Annotated in this window: 15 protein-coding genes; 8 read left to right on the top strand and 7 right to left on the bottom strand. The window is 39.8% G+C overall.

Annotated elements, in window-relative coordinates:
* The first annotated feature begins 5 nt into the window (after positions 1-5).
* Together carB and CYG50_RS01980 are read left to right on the top strand one after the other, a co-directional pair.
* The gene (gene carB, locus CYG50_RS01975; protein WP_102138989.1) at positions 6-3,227 is read left to right on the top strand and encodes a carbamoyl-phosphate synthase large subunit; all 3,222 of its coding nucleotides are present in this window, start codon (positions 6-8) and stop codon (positions 3,225-3,227) included.
* 203 nt (positions 3,228-3,430) lie between these two features.
* Entirely contained in the window at positions 3,431-4,456 is a 1,026-nt protein-coding gene (locus CYG50_RS01980; RefSeq protein ID WP_102138990.1) for a MerR family transcriptional regulator, read from the top strand.
* Between the two features lie 39 nt (positions 4,457-4,495).
* Here the strand turns inward: CYG50_RS01980 and CYG50_RS01985 are convergent, their stop codons facing one another.
* Positions 4,496-5,173, bottom strand: coding sequence for a DedA family protein (locus tag CYG50_RS01985; protein ID WP_102138991.1), 678 nt, complete (start codon positions 5,171-5,173; stop codon positions 4,496-4,498).
* A gap of 158 nt (positions 5,174-5,331) precedes the next feature.
* Positions 5,332-6,516: a cystathionine beta-lyase gene (metC, locus tag CYG50_RS01990; protein WP_102138992.1), complete on the bottom strand. Its 1,185-nt coding sequence runs from the start codon at positions 6,514-6,516 to the stop codon at positions 5,332-5,334.
* A gap of 412 nt (positions 6,517-6,928) precedes the next feature.
* Here metC and exbB point away from each other — a divergent pair, with 412 nt between their 5' ends.
* The 4 genes from exbB (at position 6,929) to yedF (ending at position 11,273) form a co-directional block, all read left to right on the top strand.
* Positions 6,929-7,870 (top strand): tonB-system energizer ExbB, encoded by a 942-nt coding sequence (gene exbB / locus CYG50_RS01995; RefSeq protein WP_102138993.1) that lies wholly within the window; start codon positions 6,929-6,931, stop codon positions 7,868-7,870.
* 5 nt (positions 7,871-7,875) lie between these two features.
* Positions 7,876-8,301, top strand: coding sequence for a TonB system transport protein ExbD (gene exbD, locus CYG50_RS02000; RefSeq protein ID WP_102138994.1), 426 nt, complete (start codon positions 7,876-7,878; stop codon positions 8,299-8,301).
* 1,521 nt (positions 8,302-9,822) lie between these two features.
* Positions 9,823-11,037, top strand: a complete 1,215-nt coding sequence (yedE, locus tag CYG50_RS02005) for a selenium metabolism membrane protein YedE/FdhT (protein WP_102138995.1) — start codon at positions 9,823-9,825, stop codon at positions 11,035-11,037.
* Positions 11,034-11,273 (top strand): sulfurtransferase-like selenium metabolism protein YedF, encoded by a 240-nt coding sequence (yedF, locus tag CYG50_RS02010; RefSeq protein WP_004914660.1) that lies wholly within the window; start codon positions 11,034-11,036, stop codon positions 11,271-11,273. The genes yedE and yedF overlap by 4 nt, the downstream gene beginning before the upstream one ends.
* 647 nt (positions 11,274-11,920) lie before the next feature.
* On the opposite strand, the gene CYG50_RS02015 is transcribed toward yedF, so the two are convergent.
* Both CYG50_RS02015 and rdgC read right to left on the bottom strand, forming a co-directional pair.
* On the bottom strand, positions 11,921-12,436 hold the full coding sequence (locus CYG50_RS02015; RefSeq protein WP_102138998.1) for a GNAT family N-acetyltransferase: 516 nt from the start codon (positions 12,434-12,436) through the stop codon (positions 11,921-11,923).
* A gap of 237 nt (positions 12,437-12,673) precedes the next feature.
* A complete protein-coding gene (gene rdgC / locus CYG50_RS02020) occupies positions 12,674-13,579 on the bottom strand; it encodes a recombination-associated protein RdgC (protein WP_102138999.1) in 906 nt (301 codons plus the stop codon).
* A gap of 203 nt (positions 13,580-13,782) precedes the next feature.
* Between rdgC and mak the strand changes: the two genes are divergently transcribed.
* Together mak and CYG50_RS02030 are read left to right on the top strand one after the other, a co-directional pair.
* Complete coding sequence (gene mak, locus CYG50_RS02025; protein WP_102139000.1) at positions 13,783-14,688, top strand: fructokinase; 906 nt, start codon at positions 13,783-13,785, stop codon at positions 14,686-14,688.
* A gap of 798 nt (positions 14,689-15,486) precedes the next feature.
* Positions 15,487-17,436, top strand: a complete 1,950-nt coding sequence (locus CYG50_RS02030) for a bifunctional 2',3'-cyclic-nucleotide 2'-phosphodiesterase/3'-nucleotidase (protein ID WP_102139001.1) — start codon at positions 15,487-15,489, stop codon at positions 17,434-17,436.
* Between the two features lie 192 nt (positions 17,437-17,628).
* On the opposite strand, the gene CYG50_RS02035 is transcribed toward CYG50_RS02030, so the two are convergent.
* The 3 genes from CYG50_RS02035 to CYG50_RS02045 form a co-directional block, all read right to left on the bottom strand.
* Positions 17,629-17,928 (bottom strand): YmdA family protein, encoded by a 300-nt coding sequence (locus tag CYG50_RS02035; protein ID WP_102139002.1) that lies wholly within the window; start codon positions 17,926-17,928, stop codon positions 17,629-17,631.
* A 431-nt stretch (positions 17,929-18,359) separates the two neighbouring features.
* The gene (locus CYG50_RS02040; protein WP_102139003.1) at positions 18,360-18,959 is read right to left on the bottom strand and encodes a nitroreductase family protein; all 600 of its coding nucleotides are present in this window, start codon (positions 18,957-18,959) and stop codon (positions 18,360-18,362) included.
* Positions 18,960-19,445: 486 nt separating this feature from the next.
* Positions 19,446-23,129, bottom strand: a complete 3,684-nt coding sequence (locus CYG50_RS02045; protein ID WP_102139004.1) for an AAA family ATPase — start codon at positions 23,127-23,129, stop codon at positions 19,446-19,448.

A 23,129-nucleotide genomic window follows, 5' to 3' on the forward strand; every position in this document is an offset into this window, starting at 1 on the left:
GAGAAATGGCAAAACGTACTGATATAAAAAGCATTCTGATTTTAGGTGCCGGCCCAATTGTGATTGGCCAGGCATGTGAATTTGACTACTCAGGTGCTCAAGCGTGTAAAGCATTGCGTGAAGAAGGCTATCGCGTAATCTTAGTTAACTCGAACCCTGCGACTATTATGACTGACCCAGAAATGGCAGATGCAACTTACATCGAGCCGATTCACTGGGAAGTTGTGCGTAAAATCATTGAAAAAGAGCGCCCTGATGCCGTTCTACCGACTATGGGCGGCCAAACGGCATTAAACTGTGCGCTTGAATTAGAACGTAAAGGTGTTTTGGCTGAGTTTGGCGTGACCATGATTGGGGCGACCGCTGATGCAATTGATAAAGCAGAAGATCGCCAACGTTTTGATAAAGCAATGAAAAAAATCGGCTTGGGCACAGCACGCTCAGGTATCGCACATAATATGGAAGAAGCTTATGCCGTTGCAGATGCGGTCGGCTTTCCCTGTATTATTCGCCCATCATTTACGATGGGGGGGACCGGTGGCGGTATCGCCTATAACCGCGAAGAGTTTGAAGAAATCTGTACTCGCGGTTTAGATTTATCCCCGACTAACGAGTTATTGATTGATGAGTCGCTGATTGGTTGGAAAGAATATGAAATGGAAGTTGTCCGCGATAAAAAAGACAACTGTATTATCGTCTGTTCCATTGAAAACTTCGATGCGATGGGGATCCACACGGGTGACTCTATCACCGTCGCGCCAGCTCAAACATTGACCGATAAAGAATACCAAATCATGCGTGACGCATCGATGGCCGTATTGCGTGAAATCGGCGTTGAAACAGGTGGCTCTAACGTTCAGTTCGCGGTTAACCCTAAAGATGGGCGCTTAATTGTTATTGAAATGAACCCGCGGGTTTCACGTTCATCGGCACTTGCCTCTAAAGCGACAGGCTTCCCAATCGCTAAAATTGCAGCGAAATTAGCTGTCGGTTATACCCTTGATGAGTTAATGAATGACATCACCGGTGGCCGTACCCCTGCATCATTCGAACCTTCCATTGACTACGTTGTGACAAAAATTCCGCGCTTTAACTTTGAAAAATTTGCGGGCACGAATGACCGGCTCACAACGCAAATGAAATCGGTTGGCGAAGTGATGGCTATTGGTCGCACATTCCAAGAATCAATGCAAAAAGCGTTACGTGGGTTAGAAGTGGGGGCAACAGGCTTCGACCCGAAAGTGGCTCAAGAAGACCCTGAAGCACTGACTCGTATCCGTCGTGAACTAAAAGATGCCGGTGGAGAGCGTATTTGGTTCGTTGCGGATGCATTCCGTGCGGGTCTTTCTGTTGATGGTGTTTTCAATTTAACCAATATTGACCGCTGGTTCTTAGTGCAAATCGAAGAACTGGTACGTTTAGAAGAAGAAGTGGCTGAATTAGGTATCAATGGCCTGACTAAAGACTTCTTACGTGTACTCAAACGGAAAGGTTTTGCAGATGCCCGTTTAGCTAGTCTAGTAGGGGTTTCTGAAGCAGAACTGCGTAAATTACGTCAAGGTTATGATTTACATCCTGTATATAAACGTGTTGATACCTGTGCGGCAGAATTTGCAACAGATACGGCTTATATGTATTCCACTTATGAAGATGAGTGCGAGTCAAACCCAAATAATGCTAAACCGAAGGTGATGGTATTAGGTGGTGGGCCAAACCGGATTGGGCAAGGGATTGAATTTGACTATTGCTGCGTGCATGCATCTTTAGCGTTACGCGAAGACGGCTATGAAACCATCATGGTCAACTGTAATCCTGAAACCGTTTCAACTGACTATGACACCTCAGACCGTCTCTATTTCGAACCTGTCACCCTTGAAGATGTGCTGGAAATTGTGCGTATCGAGCAGCCAAAAGGTGTGATTGTGCAATATGGTGGCCAAACACCATTAAAATTAGCTAGAGCGTTGGAAGCAGCAGGTGTTCCTGTTATTGGTACGAGCCCAGATGCCATTGACCGCGCAGAAGATCGTGAACGTTTCCAGCAAGCCGTTAATCGCTTGAACTTGAAGCAACCAGAGAACGCAACTGTCACAGCGATTGAGCAAGCTGTTGAAAAAGCGGCAGGGATCGGTTACCCACTGGTGGTTCGCCCATCCTATGTGTTAGGTGGTCGTGCGATGGAAATTGTATATGACGAAATCGATTTACGTCGCTATTTCCAAACCGCGGTAAGTGTCTCTAACGATGCGCCAGTACTACTTGACCGCTTTTTAGACGATGCCATTGAAGTTGACGTAGATGCGATTTGTGACGGTGAGATGGTGCTGATTGGCGGTATCATGGAGCACATTGAGCAAGCTGGCGTACACTCTGGTGACTCTGCATGTTCACTCCCTGCATATACACTTAGCCAAGAAATCCAAGATGTGATGCGCGAACAAGTTCGCAACCTTGCCTTCGAGTTACGTGTGCGTGGCTTGATGAACGTGCAGTTTGCCGTCAAAAATAACGAAGTTTATTTAATCGAAGTCAATCCACGTGCCGCAAGGACAGTACCTTTCGTGTCTAAAGCAACAGGTGTGCCATTAGCGAAGGTTGCCGCGCGTGTGATGGTGGGGCAAACCTTGACACAGCAAGGGGTGACGGAAGAAGTTATTCCACCATACTACTCTGTGAAAGAGGTGGTACTGCCATTCAATAAATTCCCTGGTGTTGACCCAATTCTTGGGCCTGAAATGCGTTCAACAGGCGAAGTCATGGGTGTCGGCCGGACATTTGCAGAAGCATTCGCTAAAGCGATGTTAGGTAGCAGCTCGACCATGAAAAAATCTGGTCGCGCGCTGTTGTCTGTTCGTGAAGGTGATAAAACAAAAGTTGTCGATTTAGCCGCTAAGTTGTTAAAACATGGCTTTGAGCTAGATGCGACTCACGGTACTGCGATTGTGCTAGGAGAGGCTGGTATTAACCCGCGCCTCGTCAATAAGGTTCATGAAGGTCGTCCACACATTCAAGATAGAATTAAGAATGGTGAATATGACTACATTGTGAATACTACTGCTGGCCGCCAAGCCATTGAGGACTCAAAATTAATTCGCCGCAGTGCATTGCGTTATAAAGTTCATTATGACACGACGTTGAATGGCGGGTTTGCCACTACGATGTCGCTCAGTGCAGACCCAACCGATACGGTGATCTCTGTACAAGAAATGCATAAATTAATTAAGTAATTATTTAAAGTCATCTACATAAGCCTCAGTATTCAATCTACTGGGGCTTTTTTATTGCTATTCTATAAAGCCATCTCCTGACGAGAGGGAAATTGTCTGCTGATATAATGGATAAAATGGAATTTTAATAAAAAGTGCAAAGTGGTGATTGACTCTCACGTAACGTGAGGCACTAACCTTAGTCGCAATTACAGGGGGAACATATGCTATTTCAAGTTGGTGAGATCGCGGAAAAAACAGGATTAACCATCCGTACACTTCATCATTATGAAGAAATTGGCTTATTGGTACCAACTGCAAGAACCGATGCAGGTTATCGGCTTTACAACATGCAATGCATAGAGCGTTTAACGCAAATTCAATTGTTACGGCAAGTTGGAGTCAAACTGAAAAACATCGGTGAATTATTGGATGGCCAGAGTGGAGATATGACGAGTTTGCTGCAAGAGCGAATTGCATTATTAACGGAACAAATGGAGCAAATGGCGATATTACGTAATCGATTAGAGCAATTACACAGGCAAATGCAAACGGGGAATACTTTAACTCAGGCTGATTGGTTTTCTGTATTGGAGATGATGTCGATGTTTGATAAATATTTTACCCCTCAAGAATTGGAACAATTGCCATTATATACAGCGCATACGCTGAAAAACCAAGAGTGGCAACAGCGCGTAGCAACGGTAAGCAAACTGATGGAACAAGGTGCAACACCTCAATCTACAGAGGTACAACAAATTGCACATGAATGGATGACAGCGTTAGAAAGAGATACTGGAGGAAATCCTGATTTTTTTGCACGACTGAATCAAATTCATTTATCGGATAACACGTTAGCTTATTCATCAGGCATTTCTGTTGCAATGATCCAATTTGTTGCAGAGGGTTTTAGTGAATACCAATTATCACTGTTTAAACCCCATTTAACAGCGGAGCAATTTGCTTTTGTTCAGCAACATTATTTTGCTTCAGGGCAGGTGTGGCCTGAGTTAATTGCGGGTTTATATAATGCATTAAAAGCCCAAAAATCCCCAGATTCACCTGAAGTACAACAATTAGCGCAAACATGGTTAACGATGTTCAACCAGTTTACGGGGGAAGATCCTGAGCTACAAGAGAGAATTCGGGCTATTTATCGTGAAGATCCCAAAATTTCTCAAGGGACATGGATGACTGCAGAAATTGGTCAGTACTTATTTTTTGCTATTAGTAGTTTGGTGACGGAATAAACCAAATGGCCGCTAACTAGCGGCCATTACTCGGTTATATTATGATTTCTCTTTGCTACTCGAGAGCGCCTTGCGGTGTTTCCAATACATTACAATTGAACCAATTAGGCCACTAATCAGTAGGATAACTGGGATAATCATCAGCGCACTAATCACGATTTGCTCGTGTTCTTTCACAAAAGGAATTTGGTTTAGGGCATAGCCTAAGGTGACAATCAAACCAACCCATAGCAAACCACTTAGCCAGTTAAAAAACTGGAAACGGCGATGACTCAACTCAGATAACCCAGCGAGTAAAGGCAATATTGTTCTTACGAATGCGAGGAAGCGTCCTATAAGTAGGGCGTATAAGCCTTGCTTGTTAAACATATTGTTTGCTTTGGTGTGATATTCCTCTGGAATTTGGGCAAGCCAGCGCTTCACAACCTGAGTTTCACTTAGCCATCGGCCTTGTAGAAAACCTATCCAACACCCTAAGCTTGCAGCGACTGTTAGTAACAATATAGTCGGAATAAAGTGTAAGACTCCCTTAGCAATCAATGCACCTGAAAGGATCAGCAAGGTATCACCAGGTAGGAAAGCAGCGGGCAAAACGCCATTTTCTAAGACAATGACGACAAAAAGTACGGTATAAATAACCCAAAGTACTTCAGGGTTGGAGAGTTTAAGGAAATCGTGGTGCCAAAGCGCCAGTACGATTTCGCGTAGGACTTCCATAATTATTCCTGTATCTGCATAAAAGCGAATTTCTTTATCATCTATATTACAGGAAAAAAAGAGCTCAAGTTTGATTTGTTTGAAGAATTAATCATTTAGTGAAAAAATTGCAGGAAACATTTAACGCAGCTCCTGCAATTAATATATTGATTTTTAATTTAAATTCTTTCGAAAGCTAATTGTAAGTCGTGAATTAAATCATCGGTGTGCTCTAGGCCTATATGCACTCGGAAGAAGGTTCCTTCTTTTGGTGAAAAATCATACTGCCGCATATTGAGTAAATCTTCTTTTTGGTATCCCAAAATTAGCGACTCAAAACCACCCCATGAATAACCCATTTTAAAATGATTAAAATTATCAAGAAAAGCGGTAAATTGCTCAGTGGTTAAGCGTGATTTTAGTTGGAAAGAGAAAAGGCCATTAGCACCTGTAAAATCACGGATAAAGAATTCATGGCCAGGTGAATTCTCTAGTGCAGGGTGAAATACCTGTTCAACTTCAGGGCGTTGTTGTAACCAGTTAGCGACTTGTAAGCTATTAATTTGATGCTGCTTTAAGCGAGTCGGCAATGTATGTAGTCCTCGATTAGCCATATAAACGGTGTCTGGATCAGCCGTTTGGCCTAAGAGATATGAATTTTCGCGCAATGTTTCAATACAGCGTTGGTTTGCCACAGCAAGGCCGAGCATACCGTCGGAATGGCCATTGATATATTTAGTTGCTGATTGGATTGATACGTCAACATCAAATAATAAAGGTTTAAGTAAAACACCAGCAGCCCAGGTGTTATCAATCATAATCACAATTTCAGGGGATTTCGCACGTATTGTCTTTACGATTGTCGGTAAATCATGAACTTCCATGGTGATAGAACCGGGGGACTCTAAGAATACAATACGCGTATTGGGCTGAATTAAATCAGCAATATTCATTCCTATGAGTGGGTCAAAATACGTGGTTTGGATATTTAGCTTAGTAAGGATATTGTCGCAAAAATTTTGGGTTGGATCATAAGCTGACCCTGTCACAAGGATATGTTCGCCAGCAGAAATAAAGGACAAAATGGCATTGGTAATTGCGGCAGCACCTGATGGGTAAAGGACACACCCTGCACCCGCTTCTAATTCAGTCATTGCTTCTTGAAAAGCGAAATGTGTTTGTGTCCCGCGACGCCCATAAAATAGTACGTTATTTGCGCGATGACGAGTTGCATGACGCTTTTCTTCAAGCGAATCAAAAATAATCGAAGAGGCTCGCTGAATAACAGGGTTTACCCCTTTTTGTGTGTATTTCGGGTTTCGCCCAATATGGACTAATTGTGTTTCAGGTTTTATGTCTGCCATGATTTTTCCCTACACAGAATATGAACTGGTTAAACTTAGAGGTGATTTATACTAAGACGTTAAATGATCCTGATAGAAATGTAACTTGAGTATTCTTCAACTTTCAAACTGTAGGTAAATTTTATTTGTAAGATTGGGAATGAACATTTAATTGAACCGCGAATTATTAAGGAAAATAACCGCATAGTAGAGAAGGTCATGTTTGTCTAAACGCAAAAAAATATAAAAAAATCGCGAATACTAATGATAATTACTATCAATTCGCGCTGTGTTTGATATCATCAGCACCGTCTTTTTGAAAAGAGACGGACAGCGCGAGTCAAATTTCGCTTTTAAAGGTTAGTCGATGAATGGCACAATCATCGATATGAATTTTTTTATACAACACTAAAAAGAGAGTAAAGGCCAACTGATGCGTAAACTAACAGCTTCTATTCTATTGGCGTTCGGCTTGATGGGTACGGCAGTCGCTGAAACCACACCTGCAACAACACCAGCTGCGTCTCAAAATACACCATCAACACAACCAGCAGCAAATCCGGCTGCACCAACAACAACACCAAGTGCTGAAGTTTCATCAGTACCCGCTGAACCTGCACAAGGCGAAGCCGTGAACACAACTGTTGTTAATGAAAATATTGAAATTGCAACAGAAGCACCAACGGGTGGCTTTGACCAAGACTTATCTGTTTGGGGAATGTACCAAGGCGCAGATAACATTGTTAAAACAGTCATGATAGGGCTTGTTATTGCTTCTGTTATTACTTGGGCAATATTTTTCTCAAAAGGTTTAGAGATTTTAGTGGCTCGCCGCCGCTTAAAAGCAGAAGCGAAAGCAATTGCTGAGGTGAAGTCACTTGATGAAGCTGTCAGTATCGCAGAAGGTTTCAAAGCAAATAGCATTACTCGTATGTTATTAAACGAAGCCGTTACTGAGCGAGCGTTATCAGCAAATAGCTCTGATTTATCAGGCACAAAAGAGCGCACATCATTCCGTCTAGAAAGGGCAGTTGCTGCTATTAGTCGTTATATGGGGCGTGGAAATGGTTATTTAGCTACTATTGGTGCGATTTCTCCATTCGTCGGTTTATTTGGAACTGTCTGGGGGATCATGAACAGCTTTATCGGGATTGCTCACTCACAAACGACTAACCTTGCGGTTGTTGCGCCAGGTATTGCAGAAGCGTTATTGGCGACAGCAATTGGTCTTATTGCCGCTATCCCTGCGGTTGTGATTTATAATATTTTTGCTCGAATGATTAACAACTATCGTGGTCAAGTAGGGGATGTCGCTGCTCAGTCTGCGTTGTTGCTGGGGCGTGATCTTGATCTGGCAAATAGCAAAGCAAGGTAATTATTATGGCAATGCGTTTAGGTGACGAACAAGACGATAGCGGTGAAATGCATGAAATTAACGTAACACCTTTTATTGATGTTATGTTGGTTTTATTGATTATCTTTATGGTTGCAGCACCATTGGCAACAGTTGATATTAAAGTCGACTTACCCGCCTCGACAGCGAAGCCGCAACCACGTCCAGAAAAACCTGTATTTTTAACGGTGAAATCGGACAGCCAGCTTTTTATTGGTGACCAAGCTGTGACAAAAGAACAGCTTGCTTCTACACTTGACCAAGCAACAAGTTCTAATAAGGAAACAACAATCTTTTTCCAAGCGGACAAGAGTGTTGATTATGAAACGATGATGGATGTAATGAATGCATTGCGTCAATCAGGGTACTTGAAGATTGGTTTAGTCGGAATGGAAGCAACATCCTCAAAATAAGCTAATTAAATCCTATAAGCGCGTTTTATCATTAAGGGTAAAACGCGTTTTTTATTATCTAATGGTACCCAAAGTTATATCTGTCGCTTTTTAAACTCTCTTTCGGCACTCTTTTTGGATATTCCATCGCATTTATTTACCTAATTAAATTTTTTTTAAAGAATTTTATTCTTATTTGACGCTCTTTATTCGTTATTTGATAAGATGAGTTGGCTATTGTATTCATTTTTTCACACTATTTTGGATACTTTTGTTTGTATTTCCTATAAATAATGATGAATCATATTAATTTTTATAATCAATATCTGTGTGTTCTTCATTTTTCACCATAGTTTCTTCTATGGATATTACCTTTTTATTTATGTATACATTAGTTAGATTAATTTATTTCGCTGGTTTTTTCGTTCTAAAATGCGAGTTAAATAGCATATAAATACTGATTATTTTATCAATAACGATGCAATAAGATGGGAAACTTAATGAAAAATAAACCATGTTTCTAATAAGGATTTATAAAAAATATCATTTTTAATCGATTTAGTGTATTCCATTATTTATTTTGTGGTTATTTTGTGTGGGAATATTAATCAAAAAGTGATTGTTTATCATAGAGCTGGTTATTTTTGCTTTGATTTTTTAGAATAATAAAATTAAATTAAGTAAATACTACTAATAATTATAATTAAATAATATGTAAACATTATTAATGTTAAAGTGGTTTTATTATATTCAGAAAATATATTTGTAAAATTACTTAGTATATTCAATTAATATTAAATTTATTTTCAAGATTAAAATGAATTATTTTTTAGGAACAATGTAAATTGTTTGTAATAACTTAATGATAGGTTAAATATTTTGCTGTCTTTTTGTGGTTTAACCTTATACTGTTGATTTTAATGGGTTTTTCATTCAATCCTGCATTGTTAAGTGAAAATAAAAAAACACTTGCGCAACAAAGGTGTTTCGCTATAATGCAATCAATAACATTTAGAAACACTTTTAAATACTTTATTATATTGAGTTATCTATTTTTATAATTTACTTAGCTAGGGAATCAATAAGGCCAATACTAATTTGGAAATAATACAAAGTTAGTGAATATTTAGGTCTTTGAATTAAAAATAGATATAATTACTTAACAGGTAACTCAGTGAGTGTATTTATACCGTGATATAAGTGTTATTACTGGAGTCAAATGGGCTGACTACAGACTACGCATAGCAAGCGTCGCCGTAATACGGCAATTTCATATTATACTTTTTTATAGATAAAATAAGACTACACTTCCAGCGTTATCATTGAGATAACGCTTTTTTTTTATTCTAATCTACCTCTTTGGATCTTGAGTAGCACAAGGTCAATCTGTCTCTCGTTTTATGATGAAATAACTTCACGAAAAAATTTATCGGAGTATGATGTGCCTCTTCGCTGTGGGGATCGATATAAATACTTATAACGATAATTATACAACGGCGAGCTTCTCTGCCAAGGTCTGGCGTGAATGAATTGGAAGTAACAATGACTTGGTCTGATTTTAAATCTCGCTATCTCATCGGTTTTTGGAAACCATTACCTGCAGTTATTGCCGCAGGTATCTTATCAACCTATTACTTTGGTTTGACTGGCACGTTTTGGGCAGTTACGGGTGAGTTTACGCGTTGGGGCGGGCACATCATGCAATTATTTGGCGCTGAACCAGAGACATGGGGCTATTTCAAAGTTATTGGTTTCGAAGGTACACCACTAGATCGCATTGATGGTGTGATGATTATTGGCATGTTTGCTGGCTGTTTTGCCGCGGCATTATGGGCCAATAATATTAAATTACGAATGCCTCAGCATAGGATCCGGATTTTTCAAGCTATTTTGGGCGGTATTATCGCTGGATTTGGTGCTCGTTTAGCAATGGGGTGTAATTTAGCCGCATTCTTTACTGGGATCCCTCAATTCTCATTACACGCGTGGTATTTTGCTGTTGCTACTGCGGCAGGGTCATATTTTGGTGCGAAATTCACACTAATGCCAATGTTCCGCATTCCAGTGAAATTGAAAAAAGTTAGCACCGCATCACCATTAACACAAAATCATGATGCGGCAAAAAGACGCTTTAAACTGGGAATGGTGATTTTCACATTAGCGCTGGCTTGGGGCTTTTATACTTTATTAGATTCCCCTGTGATGGGCTTCGCCATTTTATGTGGTATTGGTTTCGGGCTATTAATTGAAAGAGCACAAATTTGTTTTACCTCTGCATTTCGTGACTTGTGGATCACCGGACGCACACATATGGCGAAAGCTATCATTATAGGTATGGCAGTCAGTGCGATTGGTATTTTTAGCTATGTCCAGCTAGGTGCAACGCCAAAAATTTTATGGGCTGGGCCGAATGCGGTCATTGGTGGATTACTGTTTGGCTTTGGTATTGTGCTCGCCGGTGGTTGTGAAACGGGCTGGATGTACCGCGCGGTAGAGGGCCAAGTCCATTATTGGTGGGTCGGTTTTGGTAATATTATTGGCGCTACGGTACTGGCTTATTATTGGGATGATTTAGGCCCTTGGCTAGCGACTGATTTCGACAAAGTCAATCTACTGGAAACCTTTGGGCCAGAAGGTGGGTTACTGGTCACTTATGGATTACTAGCGGTAGCATTCGTGTTGATGTTGGTCTGGGAAAAACACTTTTTCCGTAAACGTTCTCAAAAAGCATCTAATGTATCCGTGGAGGTAGTATGAGTAAGAAAGACATTATCCCTGATTATCGTTTAGATATGGTTGGAGAACCGTGCCCATATCCCGCAGTCGCGACACTAGAAGCGATGCCATCGTTGAAAAAAGGCGAAATATTAGAAGTGGTAAGTGATTGCCCGCAGTCGATTAATAATATTCCTCTAGATGCGAAAAACTACGGTTATACGGTGTTGGATATTCAGCAAGATGGGCCGACTATTCGCTATCTTATCCAAAAATAACGGATACGCGTCATATTTTGCACTGTCGCGGTGTTGGCTTCATGCATTAGCCCTAGTCACATACTTGTGTATGCTCCTAGGGTCTAACGCATTTGCCGCCTTGCGACAGCACAAACTATTTAGCGTATTGGTGTTGGTCATATTTTGCACTGTCGCGGTGTTGGCTTCATGCATTAGCCCTAGTCACATACTTGTGTATGCTCCTAGGGTCTAACGCATTTGCCGCCTTGCGACAGCACAAACTATTTAGCGTATTGGTGTTGGTCATATTTTGCACTGTCGCGGTGTTGGCTTCATGCATTAGCCCTAGTCACATACTTGTGTATGCTCCTAGGGTCTAACGCATTTGCCGCCTTGCGACAGCACAAACTATTTAGCGTATTGGTATTGGTCATATTTTGCACTGTCGCGGTGTTGGCTTCATGCATTAGCCCTAGTCACATACTTGTGTATGCTCCTAGGGTCTAACGCATTTGCCGCCTTGCGACAGCACAAACTATTTAGCGTATTGGTGTTGGTCATATTTTGCACTGTCGCGGTGTTGGCTTCATGCGTTAGCCCTAGTCACATACTTGTGTATGCTCCTAGGGTCTAACGCATTTGCCGCCTTGCGACAGCATAAACAATTTAGCGTATTGGCAATACACTTACTCTTCTTGTTCTTGCCAATTAGTAATATCTAGAACTAGTTCACATTCATCATCCATATAAGCGCCTGTTGGGACAAAACCCAGCTTCTTGTAGAATTCAAATGGGCTCTCTTCCCCTTCACCACAGCTATTATAAAGGCGTGGATAACCTTTTCTTTTTAAATACTGAATGACTTGTACCAAGGCTTCTCGGCCAAATCCTAGCTTTTGGTAGGGCTCTGCAATCATGAAACGCCAAAGCATAATGCCATCATATTCTAATTCATCATCATCTAGCCCTGAATGGAGCATGATGAAACCGACAGGGACATCATCAGCGTAAATGCCTCGGTACCATGCACAATCAGAAAATTGGGCTTCCACCATGGAATAGGCATTGTCAGCCACCATATTACGCTGTGCTTCACTAAGTGTATGACTTAGTAAGCAAATTTCAGAAAAATTATCTGCGGTGACTTTTTGTAGGGTAACCAGTGAATTTTCATCTAATTCGGGTTCGATGAGCTCTTTCATAACATTTCCTTCGACAGAATATTGACCATAATCATCAGTGATGGGCTATTTTTATTATTGTTGTTGAACATAATTAAATATTAGAAATTTGCGATATGGATATAAATCAATCAACCAGAGATTTCACGACCAGTCAATGACTTAATTGTGGCTATGTAAGCGGGGTCTAAAAAGTGATGGCAACTTACTTAAGTGTCAGTTGCCATTGTGAGAGCAATAGGGGATATGAAGAAAAATTTAGTGTTCGGCTTCGCCACCTAATACATCAATCAAGCGAGCGATTAATGCACTAAGTTCACTTGTCATTAAGACGTAATCAGCATCAAATTTTTGAGCGTAGTCTTCTTTAGCGATGTCATCATTTTGGTCTTTTAATGTATCACTAAATTTGAGGCGTTTTAGAGAACCATCGTCAGATAACATAAACTGGATACGCTCTTCCCAATCTAAGGCCAGTTTGGTTACGAGTTTACCTGCTTCAATATGGGTGGCGATTTCATCAGAAATTAGCTCTTGCTTCTTACAGCGGATAATACCACCTTCTTCTAAGATAGCTTTTAGCTCCGCTTCATCCATAACTGCAAAACCTTGTGGTAATGAACCAGAACGGATCCACTCCGTGAGTGTTAGCTCAATGGGGTCTTTAAAAGTAAGAGGGACGACGGGTAAAGAACCTAAGCTTTTACGTAGTAAGGCTAAATTGTCTTCTGCGCGTTTTGCGCTTGCAGCATCAACAATAATTAATTGATTTACAGTATCAATCCAAATGTAGGTTTTGCTAAATTTACTGAATGCGCGAGGAAGGAGAGCATGAACGACTTCATCTTTTAATGAATCTTTTTCAGTTTTCTTCAGCTTACGGCCTTGCTCAGCTTCTAATTTTTCAATTTTATCCTGTAATTCTTGTTTTATTACAGGAGATGGCAGCATTTTTTCTTCTTTTTTGGCACAAATAAGAATTTGGTTACCCGCTACATGCGTCAGGGCATCTCCCCCATTCATCGGTGAAACCCAACCCGTTTGCATCATATCTTGGCTACCACAAGGGTGATAGGCGAGGGCGGCAAGCTGTTTCTCTAAATCATCTGCGGAGAGTGCCAAATCCCGATTTAGGCGATAGACTAATATATTCTTGAACCACATGAAAAACCTACCTTTGTTGATAAATAGCCAGTTAGAGCAGGGGGCTATGATAGCGAATTGTCTGTTATTAAGCGAAAAAAAATACGTTGTTGTTGAGCGTTGCTATCATTTGATGAGTTAGCTATTGATAATCCGCTTCAAAACAAGCCATCATAACGATAGAAACCCTGATATAAAAACCTTGAATAGTAGAGAGCATCATAATGAGAATCGGTATTGATCTTGGTGGAACCAAAATTGAAGTTATTGCATTGGATGACAGTGGCAATACTTTGTTTCGTAAACGTATTCCAACACCTCGTGGTGACTATGATGCGACACTCAAAGCGATAGCGAGTTTAGTGGCGGATGCAGAAACCGCGACGGGGTTGTCAGGTAGTGTTGGTATTGGGATCCCTGGAACCTTGTCTCCAGTGACAGGAAAAGTTAAAAACGCCAATTCCACATGGCTTAATGGCAAACCGTTCGATGCTGATTTGAGCTATTTATTAAATCGTGAAATAAAAATGGCGAATGACGCTAATTGCCTAGCTGTCTCAGAAGCGGTTGATGGCGCAGGAGCAGGCGAGAAAGTCGTGTTTGCTGTTATTATCGGAACCGGTTGTGGCGCAGGGATTGCGATAAATGGTCAGGTGCATTCAGGGGGAAATGGCGTTGCAGGGGAATGGGGGCATAACCCTTTACCATGGCAAGATGAGCAAGATAGGCAATTTCTAGCATCAGAAAGCTGTTATTGTGGGCTGACGGGGTGTACTGAATTATTTGTCTCAGGCACAGGTTTTATGGCTGACTACACGAAACTGTCAGGGTGCAAAAAAACGGGAATGGAAATCGTTGAATTAGCGCAAATAGGGGATGAACATGCCGTCATCGCACTCGAAAACTACCTTAATCGCCTCGCAAAAGCCCTCGGGCAAGCCATTAATATGTTAGACCCAGATGTGATAGTGCTAGGGGGCGGAATGAGTAATGTTGATTACTTATATGAGGCGCTGTCTGAAAGGATCCGTCAATGGGTGTTTGGTGGGGAGTGTGATACACCAATTCGTAAAGCGGTGCATGGCGATTCGAGTGGGGTTCGCGGAGCTGCTTGGTTGTTTTCGTCCTAATTTACGCTGTCGCGGTGTTGGCTTCATTCAGTCACTCTAGTCACATACTTATGTATGCTCCTAGAGATGACCTCATTTTGCCGCCTAGCGACAGCGTAAATTAGTTAGAAAATAGAGCCAATGGGATGGTAGCGGTGTTGGCTTCATTCGGTTACTCGGGTCACATACTTGTGTATGCTCCCCGAGATACCCTCTTTTGCCGCCTTGCCACAACTCGAATTATTTAGAAAAAATACTTAGTTTCTAATCAAATAAAGGTTCTTTAGGAAAAATATTTGGTTTCTAATCAAGTGAGAAATCTTTAGAAAACTAATGATTAAATAATCATCTTTTATTTCTTAAATTAAATTTAGATTAATTGAAAATAATTTGATGGATGGATTTATAAAATAAAAATGGATAAGAAAAATCCCTGTGTTTTATTGGTGAAATAAAACACGGGGATTTAAGTTAAATAAACTTCTGTAATGCTAAGTGATATAAATCACAGTTCTTTTTTTCCTTCGAAAAATATTCATCAATCCTGAATGGAATAATGGGAGTTAATTAAGGTGAATTTGTCATCATTAATTCATTTTTGTGAGCTATATAAAAATCAAGCCCAATAAAAAGATGAAAACCGTGATTTAGTCACAAAAAATAGTTACTGTTTGCAGTGTATTATCATTAAAAATTGACATCATGCACATAGTGTAAAATTTTAATGCTATTTTTGTTGTTTATTTGTTCAATTTTACAAGATAGGTACTCAGATTTGAGAGGCAATTTTCTCTCAATAATGGCAACTAAGGGGATTACATGAATAAAGTATTAAAACTTTCAACACTTGCTATGTTAGTCGCATTTAATGCGAACGCAGCAACGGTTGATTTACGCGTAATGGAAACATCAGATGTTCACAGCAACCTCGTTGACTTTGATTATTATAGAGACAAGCCGACAGAGCAATTTGGTTATGTACGTACTGCAACATTAATTAAAGCCGCTAAACAAGAAGCAACAAACTCAGTATTAGTGGACAACGGAGATTTAATCCAAGGTAGCCCATTAGCAGACTACATAGTAGGTGAAGGTTTAAAAGACGGTGAATCTCACCCAGCACATAAACTTTTAAATACTATGGGTTATACCGTAGGTAACTTCGGTAACCATGAGTTTAACTTTGGATTAGAATTCTTACATAAAGCCATTGATGGCGCAAAATTCCCATACATTAACGCCAATATTATTGATGCAAAAACGGGTGAAAACTACTTTAACCCATACATTATTGTCGATACACCAGTTAAAGATAGAGACGGCAAAACGCACACTATCAAGATTGGTTATATTGGTTTTGTTCCCCCACAAATCCTTATTTGGGATAAACCAAACTTAGAAGGCAAGGTTTTAGTCAACGATATCACTGAAACTGCGAAAAAATTTGTACCGCAAATGAAAAAAGAGGGTGCAGATTTAGTTGTTGCTATCCCTCACTCTGGTTTCTCTCAAGAGCCATATAAAGCAATGGCTGAAAACTCAGTTTATTACCTCAGCGAAGTTCCGGGTATCGACGCTATCATGTTTGGTCACTCACACGGCGTGTTCCCTAGCAAAGATTTCAGTGATATCAAAGGTGTTGATGTTGCAAAAGGGACAGTGAATGGCGTACCAGCTGTCATGCCAGGGCAGTGGGGTGACCATTTAGGTGTGGTTGATTTAGTCGTCAATAATGATGATGGTGCATGGAAAGTAGTTGATGCAACCGCTCACGCACGCCCTGTCTACGATAAGCCAAATAAGAAAGCCTTGGTTGAGCGTGATGGCGAACTGGCGAAAATTATTGAACAAGAACACCAGGATACCCGCAAGTTTGTTGGAAAACATATCGGTAAAGCGTCCGAAAACATGTACAGCTTCTTAGCATTGGTTCAAAGTGACCCAACTGTACAAATCGTGAATGATGCTCAAGTCGATTACACCAAAAACTTTATTCAAGGTGACCCAGATCTGGCTGATTTACCTGTTCTTGCAGCTGCTGCACCATTTAAAGCTGGTGGACGTAAAAACTCACCAACTGAATTTATTGAAGTTGAAAAAGGTGATTTAACTTTCCGTAATGCCGCTGACTTATATTTATATCCAAATACGTTAGTTGTAGTGAAAGCGACAGGCGCCGATGTTGTTGAATGGTTAGAATGTTCTGCGGGAATGTTCAATCAAATCAATCCACAATCAACAGCACCACAAAGCTTATTGAATTGGAATGGTTTCAGAACTTATAACTTCGATACAATTAGTGGTGTAAATTACCAAATCGACCTGACTCAACCCGCGAAATACGATGTTGATTGCCAAACAGTCAACAAAGATGCTAACCGAATCAAAAATGTAACCTACCAAGGTAAGCCGATTGATCCAAAAGCAACCTTCTTAGTGGCAACGAATAACTACCGTGGCTACGGCGGTAAATTTGCGGGAACAGGTGATAATAATGTCGCATTTGCATCTCCAGATGAAAACCGTTCTATTTTAGCGGCTTATATTGCTAAAGAGTCTAAAGATAAAGGACAAATTGCGACTAAAGCCGCGAATAATTGGTCATTCACTCCAATTAAAACAGACAAAAAACTGGATGTTCGCTTTGAAACTGCACCAAGTGAAAAAGCAGCAAAATTCATCAAAGAGAATGCACAGTATCCGATGAAACAAGTCGGTACCGATGAAATTGGTTTCGCTATTTATCAAATAGATTTAACCGAGAAGTAATCTAAACATATTGATATCATTCAAGCCTACCTACGGGTGGGCTTTTTAGTGGCTAAATAATTAGCTTGATAAGTAATTTTAGAGGTGAGAATGCAAAGTAAGAGGGGTGTTAAGGAAATAGCGCTCGGAATATTAAGACAATTTTTACATTAAATATTCCGAGCGGTTATGATTAAGGTAAACATTATGGATCTACTCATAAAAGACATTTAACATAGGTAACTTAGTGTGTTTATCATACTCAACTTTTACATACTCAGACTCTACCTTTTGGCCATTTTTTAAAGAACCTGTTATTGATACATCTTTACCTTTTCGGTAACACGTAATATTAACTCGCTCTTTATGTTCAACTTTGACTGAACATTGTGGCTCATAGATATAACCTGAAAATGAAATTGTACCTCCTGATGAGTTATTACTTGCATAGGTGAAAGAACAACTTGAAATGATTATAGTAACAACAAATGTTAGTAAAGATAAACCTTTCATAGTCCACCTCCTTAATAACACTTTACACGATGGGACGTGTTTTTGTGCTCTCACTTTTAGTGTAGTTCAAATATCTATAATGCAAAACTAAAAATGAAAATATACTTAGAGTTTAGATGGATGGTTGGTTAATGTATTGATAAATATCAAATTATATGTCTATTGGATTTTTTTGTGATCAATTAATAATCAGGCGGTAACACGAGTGTAATAATAATAGTATAATTGTGAATGTTTCTTTTTGTTTCGATGAACTATTTTGAGTAAATATGTTTTATTGTGAGTTCAGGTTAATTTAGAATAAGTGATAATTTTAAATTGGAGGTATCATAAGTGATGATGTTGAATTATTCACTTTGATAATATCAAATAAATGAAATCCTCTCGTAAATATATTACGAAAGGATTATTTAAATTCTTAGTATTTTAGTTTATTTGAAAACTTTGAAACGAACATCGTCGTCCATAAAGTCTTTATCACCCGCTGGCTCATTAATTGAACCAAATACCATTTGAGCGCGTAATATCCAGTTAGCTGGAACATTCCATGCTGTTTGTACGTCATTATCAATCAGTGGATTGTAGTGTTGTAAAGATGCACCGATATTTTCTTGTGACAATGCAGTCCAGACTGCGAATTGTGCGATACCACTGGCTTGTTCAGACCAAATTGGGAAGTTATCTGCATATAAAGGGAATTGCTCTTGCAAACCTTTAACAATATCTTGGTCTTCAAAAAACAGAATAGAACCGGCTCCCGCAGCAAAACTATCAATTTTTTGCTCTGTTGAAGCAAAGGCTTGCTCAGGAACAATTTTACGCAGTGCTTCTTTGGTCATATTCCATAATTTTTGGTGTTCAGCACCAAATAAAATCACGACGCGAGATGTTTGTGAGTTAAATGATGATGGTGAGTGTTTAACTGCTTCTTTAATTAATCTCGTGACGTGTTCTTCTGATACAGGTAAAGCATCGCCGAGGTTATAGATAGTACGACGATTTTTAATCATTTCGATAAATGCGTTAGACATTTTAGTCTCCTAGCTTTTCATTAGCGCACGGCATGTTATTGAATAAATCTTAGAAGCCGTAGTGTGTTTCAATGGTTATTACTATAACTTGGCGAATGGAAAATCATAGAAAAAAAATTTAACGATAAGGTTCAAATTTTTGCACCAAGTTAATAAAGTGTTTTTATTTGCTTAAAATCAATATGTTAATGCTAGTTTTTGTGGCGATTTATGGTGATGAACTGCATTAATAAGCACAAAAGAATAATATGTATAGAAAATAATTGAGGATAAAATAGATGAGAATGAAAGCGCCTAGGTAGAGTATCAAATTAATCAAAAATAGTACGCTGAAGCGGGCTCAACTTTCTCTACCAATGTAGGGAATAATAAAGTGGATGCATTTCGTTTTTTAAACAACTTAGCTATCTTTAAATTAGCAGTTAATTTTAGGGGGGGAGTTTTCCCCACCCCGAATAGTCACAGAATTGAGTTAAATTATGCGGTTTAAATGATACGAAATTGTGCGGGAAGTTCGCTAAAGCCAAGCCCATTGCCTTTTTTCACGGCAATTTGTACAGGAATACGTTCTTTCATTGCTTCCACATGGCTAATTACGCCAATAGTTTTGCCTGATGCATTCAAGCTTTCTAATGCATCAAGGGCAATATCTAACGTTTCTGCATCTAAAGTACCAAAACCTTCGTCTAAAAAGAGCGATTCTAATTGTGTACGATGACTCACCATATCGGATAGCGCTAGGGCCAATGCTAAACTAACTAAAAAGCTTTCCCCACCAGAAAGCGTTTTAATATCTCGAATGCTATCCGCTTGCCAGCCATCAATAACTTGTAACTCAAGGTTTGCTTGGTGGCTACGCTGTAATAAATAACGGCCATGAAGTTTTTCAAGCTGTTGATTAGCTAGAGAAACTAAACAATCCAATGTTAGGCCTTGTGCATAACGTCGGAATTTATCCCCTTCAGCGGAACCGATAAGTAAGCTGAGATAGCTCCAATCATCGTAACTTAACTGACTTTTCTCTATTTCTTGCAGTAAATCTTGTTGCTGGTGGCGCAGTTGCTTATCGGTATTGAGCTGGTTAATTATCTGGCCTTGTCTCTGATTTATTTGCTTAATTTCTTCATCGAGTTGGGCAACAATTGTTTGTAATTGCATTTCAGTCAGTGTCGCTAAATCAGTAATACGTTGTTGATTTAGCACTTCAATGGCCTGTAACCCCTCTTTATAACGCGTTTCACACTGTATACGTGCTTGGTTAATGCGTTGTTTTAGTGCTTCCAATTGTTGTTTTTCTTCATGGCTTATTAACGCCTTAAGGAAAGTGTGTTGATCACTAAATGGGCTATCGGTAAGTGCTTGAGTAAACAGGGTATTGGCTTGCGTTTGTGCCAGTTTTGTTTTTTCGCTGGCATCTATGAGCGCTTGATAACTTCCATTCATTGACGCGATGGTTTTATCAGTCTCATTGAGTTGTTTACTTAATTGTTCCTGAGCTTGGAAAAGCATGGTTTGTTTGTCATTCAATTTCTGAATGAATTGGTTGATAGTTAGACCTGAAAGCAGTGTTTTTCGTTGTGCTGCTTTTTGCTCTAAATCTAGCTCAATTTGTTTAAGACGATTTCTTTCTTGTTCAATTTGTTGAGTAAGAATATCGAGTTGTTCTAACTCAACTTTTAATGTGGCTTTATTGACTTCAATTTGTTGGCTAAGTGTTTGCGCCATCACTTTTTGGTTGTTGAAGTGCTCACTGCGTTGGCTGATCTCGTTAACCCATTCATCGAATTTATCTTTATCAGGCACATTTAAGTTAAATGGCATAAGAGTGGATTGCCATTTATCTAATTGTATCTGCTTACGCTGTTGAAATTGGTTATATTCTTTTTGGATCTCATCAAGTTGTTGTGTTTGGTTTTTTAAACGCTCTTCAATCAATGACAAATCAGATTGCCATTGGGTAAAGCCTGCTTGTTGCTCGTGTAGTTGATACTTGGTTTGCTGATATTCGCGCTCTAGCGCGGTCATATCGGCCACTATTTTCTGTTGCGTAGCTAATTGCTCCGTTAATTGATTAACAAAGAGCGTAACGGCTTGTTCATTTTGGGCTAACTCAGGTGTGAGTGCTTGCTCACATGTCTTTTGCCATTGATAGTTAAAGGCATCGAGTTGTTCTCTGATTTGCTGCTGTTGTTGTAAATTTTCGTTTTGGCGTTGTTTTTGTGTATAAAGTTGTGATTCTAACTGAGTTTGTTGTTGCTTTAATTGGTCGAGTTTATTTGTAAGCTCAATGAGTTGTTGCTGTGTTTCACTGAGGTGAATTGATTGATAATCGTTAACGGCAGGGTGCTCTGTTGCACCGCATAATGGGCAGGGGTTACCCGCTATGAGTTGCTGACGTTCATGCTCTAGGCTAACAATTTTTTGTTCTAATTGTAATTTGTCATTAGTTAGCTTGATGAGTGGCGTCAATTCATTAATGCGTGTTAGGGCAATGCTCAATGTTTTTTGCGTGGTGGTGATATCTTGTGCTAATTCAACATCTTTTTGGGTCTGTTTTTGTTTTTGCGTTTGTGCATTAAGGCATTGAGATAATATTAATGGCAATAATTTAGCATGTTGTAAGCGTGCTTGTAGCTGTTCAATGTGTTGGTTGATGGCGTTAATGTCATGTTTTTCTTGGTTTTGTTTGTAGCTTTCTTCTTGTTTTTTGAATGTGACGGTGCTGTGTTCTAACTCGAGACGTTTTTGGGATAATTTTTCAGTTTTCTGCTGCTGTTGCCGCTGTAATTGTGTAACTTCATTTGAAATAATTTGTTGTTTTTTATGCAAACTCACCAGTTTATCAGCTAACTCGAATATAAAATGGCCTTGTTGCTGCCAGCTACCGATGTGCGCATTGAGCTCAGCGTCTTTTGGGTGTTCTTCTAGGAATAGGTTGTGTTTCTTTAACTCAAGGTGCGCAGTTTGGATCTGACTTTGAGTCTCATTAACTAAGTGTTTTTTTTGCTGAAGAGTTGTGTGCTGTTGTTCAATTTGTTGCGTAATTTCAGTCTGTTGTTGTTTCAATTGTGCAATTTGGTTATCCAGAGGCCTGACAGTTTCATCAATCAATTGATGTTGTTGTTTGGCAAAATCAAGATGTTGTTGATACTCGGATTGTGATTTCAACAACTTCTCTTGCAGTGGGGCACGTTCAGCTTGCTGGGTTTGCAAGCTAAGTTTCAGCTGTTGTTGTTTATTTATGTATTCAGTGAGTTGTTGTTGCTGGCGCTCAACGTCCTGCCATAACGGGCGAAGCGACTCCGCAGGGGCGCTATCAGCCAATCTTTTCAACTGAGGCTGTGCGGATTGGAACTCAAGCTCATTTTTTTTGAGTTCATCATCAAGTGATTGCATGCGCTGGGTGAGTTGGTGATATTGTTGCCACCAATTGACGCCTTGTTGGTGGCGAGCCCGCTGTTGCTTGGTTTGAGTTTCTTGTTCAAGTAAATGGTTTTGCTGTACTAATAACTCTTGGTGTTCTGCTTCAGTGAGTAAATTAATGCTTTGTGCCTTTGCCTTTAGCAAATCTAAGTCAATTTTGGCTTGTTTGTGTTGATTAAAAACATAAATTGAAATCTGGCTATAAATTTCTGTGCCTGTAATTTCTTCAAGTAAATCAGCGCGTTCTTTCTCTGAAGCATTTAAAAAAGCCGCGAAGTCCCCTTGAGAGAGTAAAATTGATTTGGTAAAACGCTCATAATCAAGCCCAGTTATTTGTGCTATTAATTCTTTTATCTCTGTGATTTTTACGGTCAATATTTTACCATCAGTAACCGTTGCAAGCTCCGCCTTAGGCTGTTGTAAATTGCCATCAGGCTTTCCTCCTGCTCGTCGTTGGCTCCAAAAGGCGCGATAAGCTTTACCTTTGACCTCAAACTCTACCTCTGCAAGGCATTCCCCTGTGTGGCGAGTCATCAGTTCATTTTGTGCGTTAGAAATGGTTTTTAAACGCGGTGTTCGGTGATAAAGCGCAAGGCAAATCGCATCCAATAAGGTGGTTTTTCCTGCGCCAGTGGCACCTGTAATGGCAAATAAGCCATTGCTAGCAAATGGCTCCGCAGTGAAATCAATTTTCCACTCACCTCGAAGAGAGTTAATATTTTTTAAACGTAAACTTAGAATCTTCAT

This window comes from Providencia huaxiensis, from assembly GCF_002843235.3.
Classification (GTDB): domain Bacteria; phylum Pseudomonadota; class Gammaproteobacteria; order Enterobacterales; family Enterobacteriaceae; genus Providencia; species Providencia huaxiensis.

What these genes read in the sequence shown, in the direction of transcription:
- carB (WP_102138989.1), top strand. Translation starts at nt 6, where the DNA reads ATGGCAAAACGTACTGATATAAAAAGCATTCTGATTTTAGGTGCCGGC.
- CYG50_RS01980 (WP_102138990.1), top strand. Translation starts at nt 3,431, where the DNA reads ATGCTATTTCAAGTTGGTGAGATCGCGGAAAAAACAGGATTAACCATC.
- CYG50_RS01985 (WP_102138991.1), bottom strand. Translation starts at nt 5,173, where the DNA reads ATGGAAGTCCTACGCGAAATCGTACTGGCGCTTTGGCACCACGATTTC.
- metC (WP_102138992.1), bottom strand. Translation starts at nt 6,516, where the DNA reads ATGGCAGACATAAAACCTGAAACACAATTAGTCCATATTGGGCGAAAC.
- exbB (WP_102138993.1), top strand. Translation starts at nt 6,929, where the DNA reads ATGCGTAAACTAACAGCTTCTATTCTATTGGCGTTCGGCTTGATGGGT.
- exbD (WP_102138994.1), top strand. Translation starts at nt 7,876, where the DNA reads ATGGCAATGCGTTTAGGTGACGAACAAGACGATAGCGGTGAAATGCAT.
- yedE (WP_102138995.1), top strand. Translation starts at nt 9,823, where the DNA reads ATGACTTGGTCTGATTTTAAATCTCGCTATCTCATCGGTTTTTGGAAA.
- yedF (WP_004914660.1), top strand. Translation starts at nt 11,034, where the DNA reads ATGAGTAAGAAAGACATTATCCCTGATTATCGTTTAGATATGGTTGGA.
- CYG50_RS02015 (WP_102138998.1), bottom strand. Translation starts at nt 12,436, where the DNA reads ATGAAAGAGCTCATCGAACCCGAATTAGATGAAAATTCACTGGTTACC.
- rdgC (WP_102138999.1), bottom strand. Translation starts at nt 13,579, where the DNA reads ATGTGGTTCAAGAATATATTAGTCTATCGCCTAAATCGGGATTTGGCA.
- mak (WP_102139000.1), top strand. Translation starts at nt 13,783, where the DNA reads ATGAGAATCGGTATTGATCTTGGTGGAACCAAAATTGAAGTTATTGCA.
- CYG50_RS02030 (WP_102139001.1), top strand. Translation starts at nt 15,487, where the DNA reads ATGAATAAAGTATTAAAACTTTCAACACTTGCTATGTTAGTCGCATTT.
- CYG50_RS02035 (WP_102139002.1), bottom strand. Translation starts at nt 17,928, where the DNA reads ATGAAAGGTTTATCTTTACTAACATTTGTTGTTACTATAATCATTTCA.
- CYG50_RS02040 (WP_102139003.1), bottom strand. Translation starts at nt 18,959, where the DNA reads ATGTCTAACGCATTTATCGAAATGATTAAAAATCGTCGTACTATCTAT.
- CYG50_RS02045 (WP_102139004.1), bottom strand. Translation starts at nt 23,129, where the DNA reads ATGAAGATTCTAAGTTTACGTTTAAAAAATATTAACTCTCTTCGAGGT.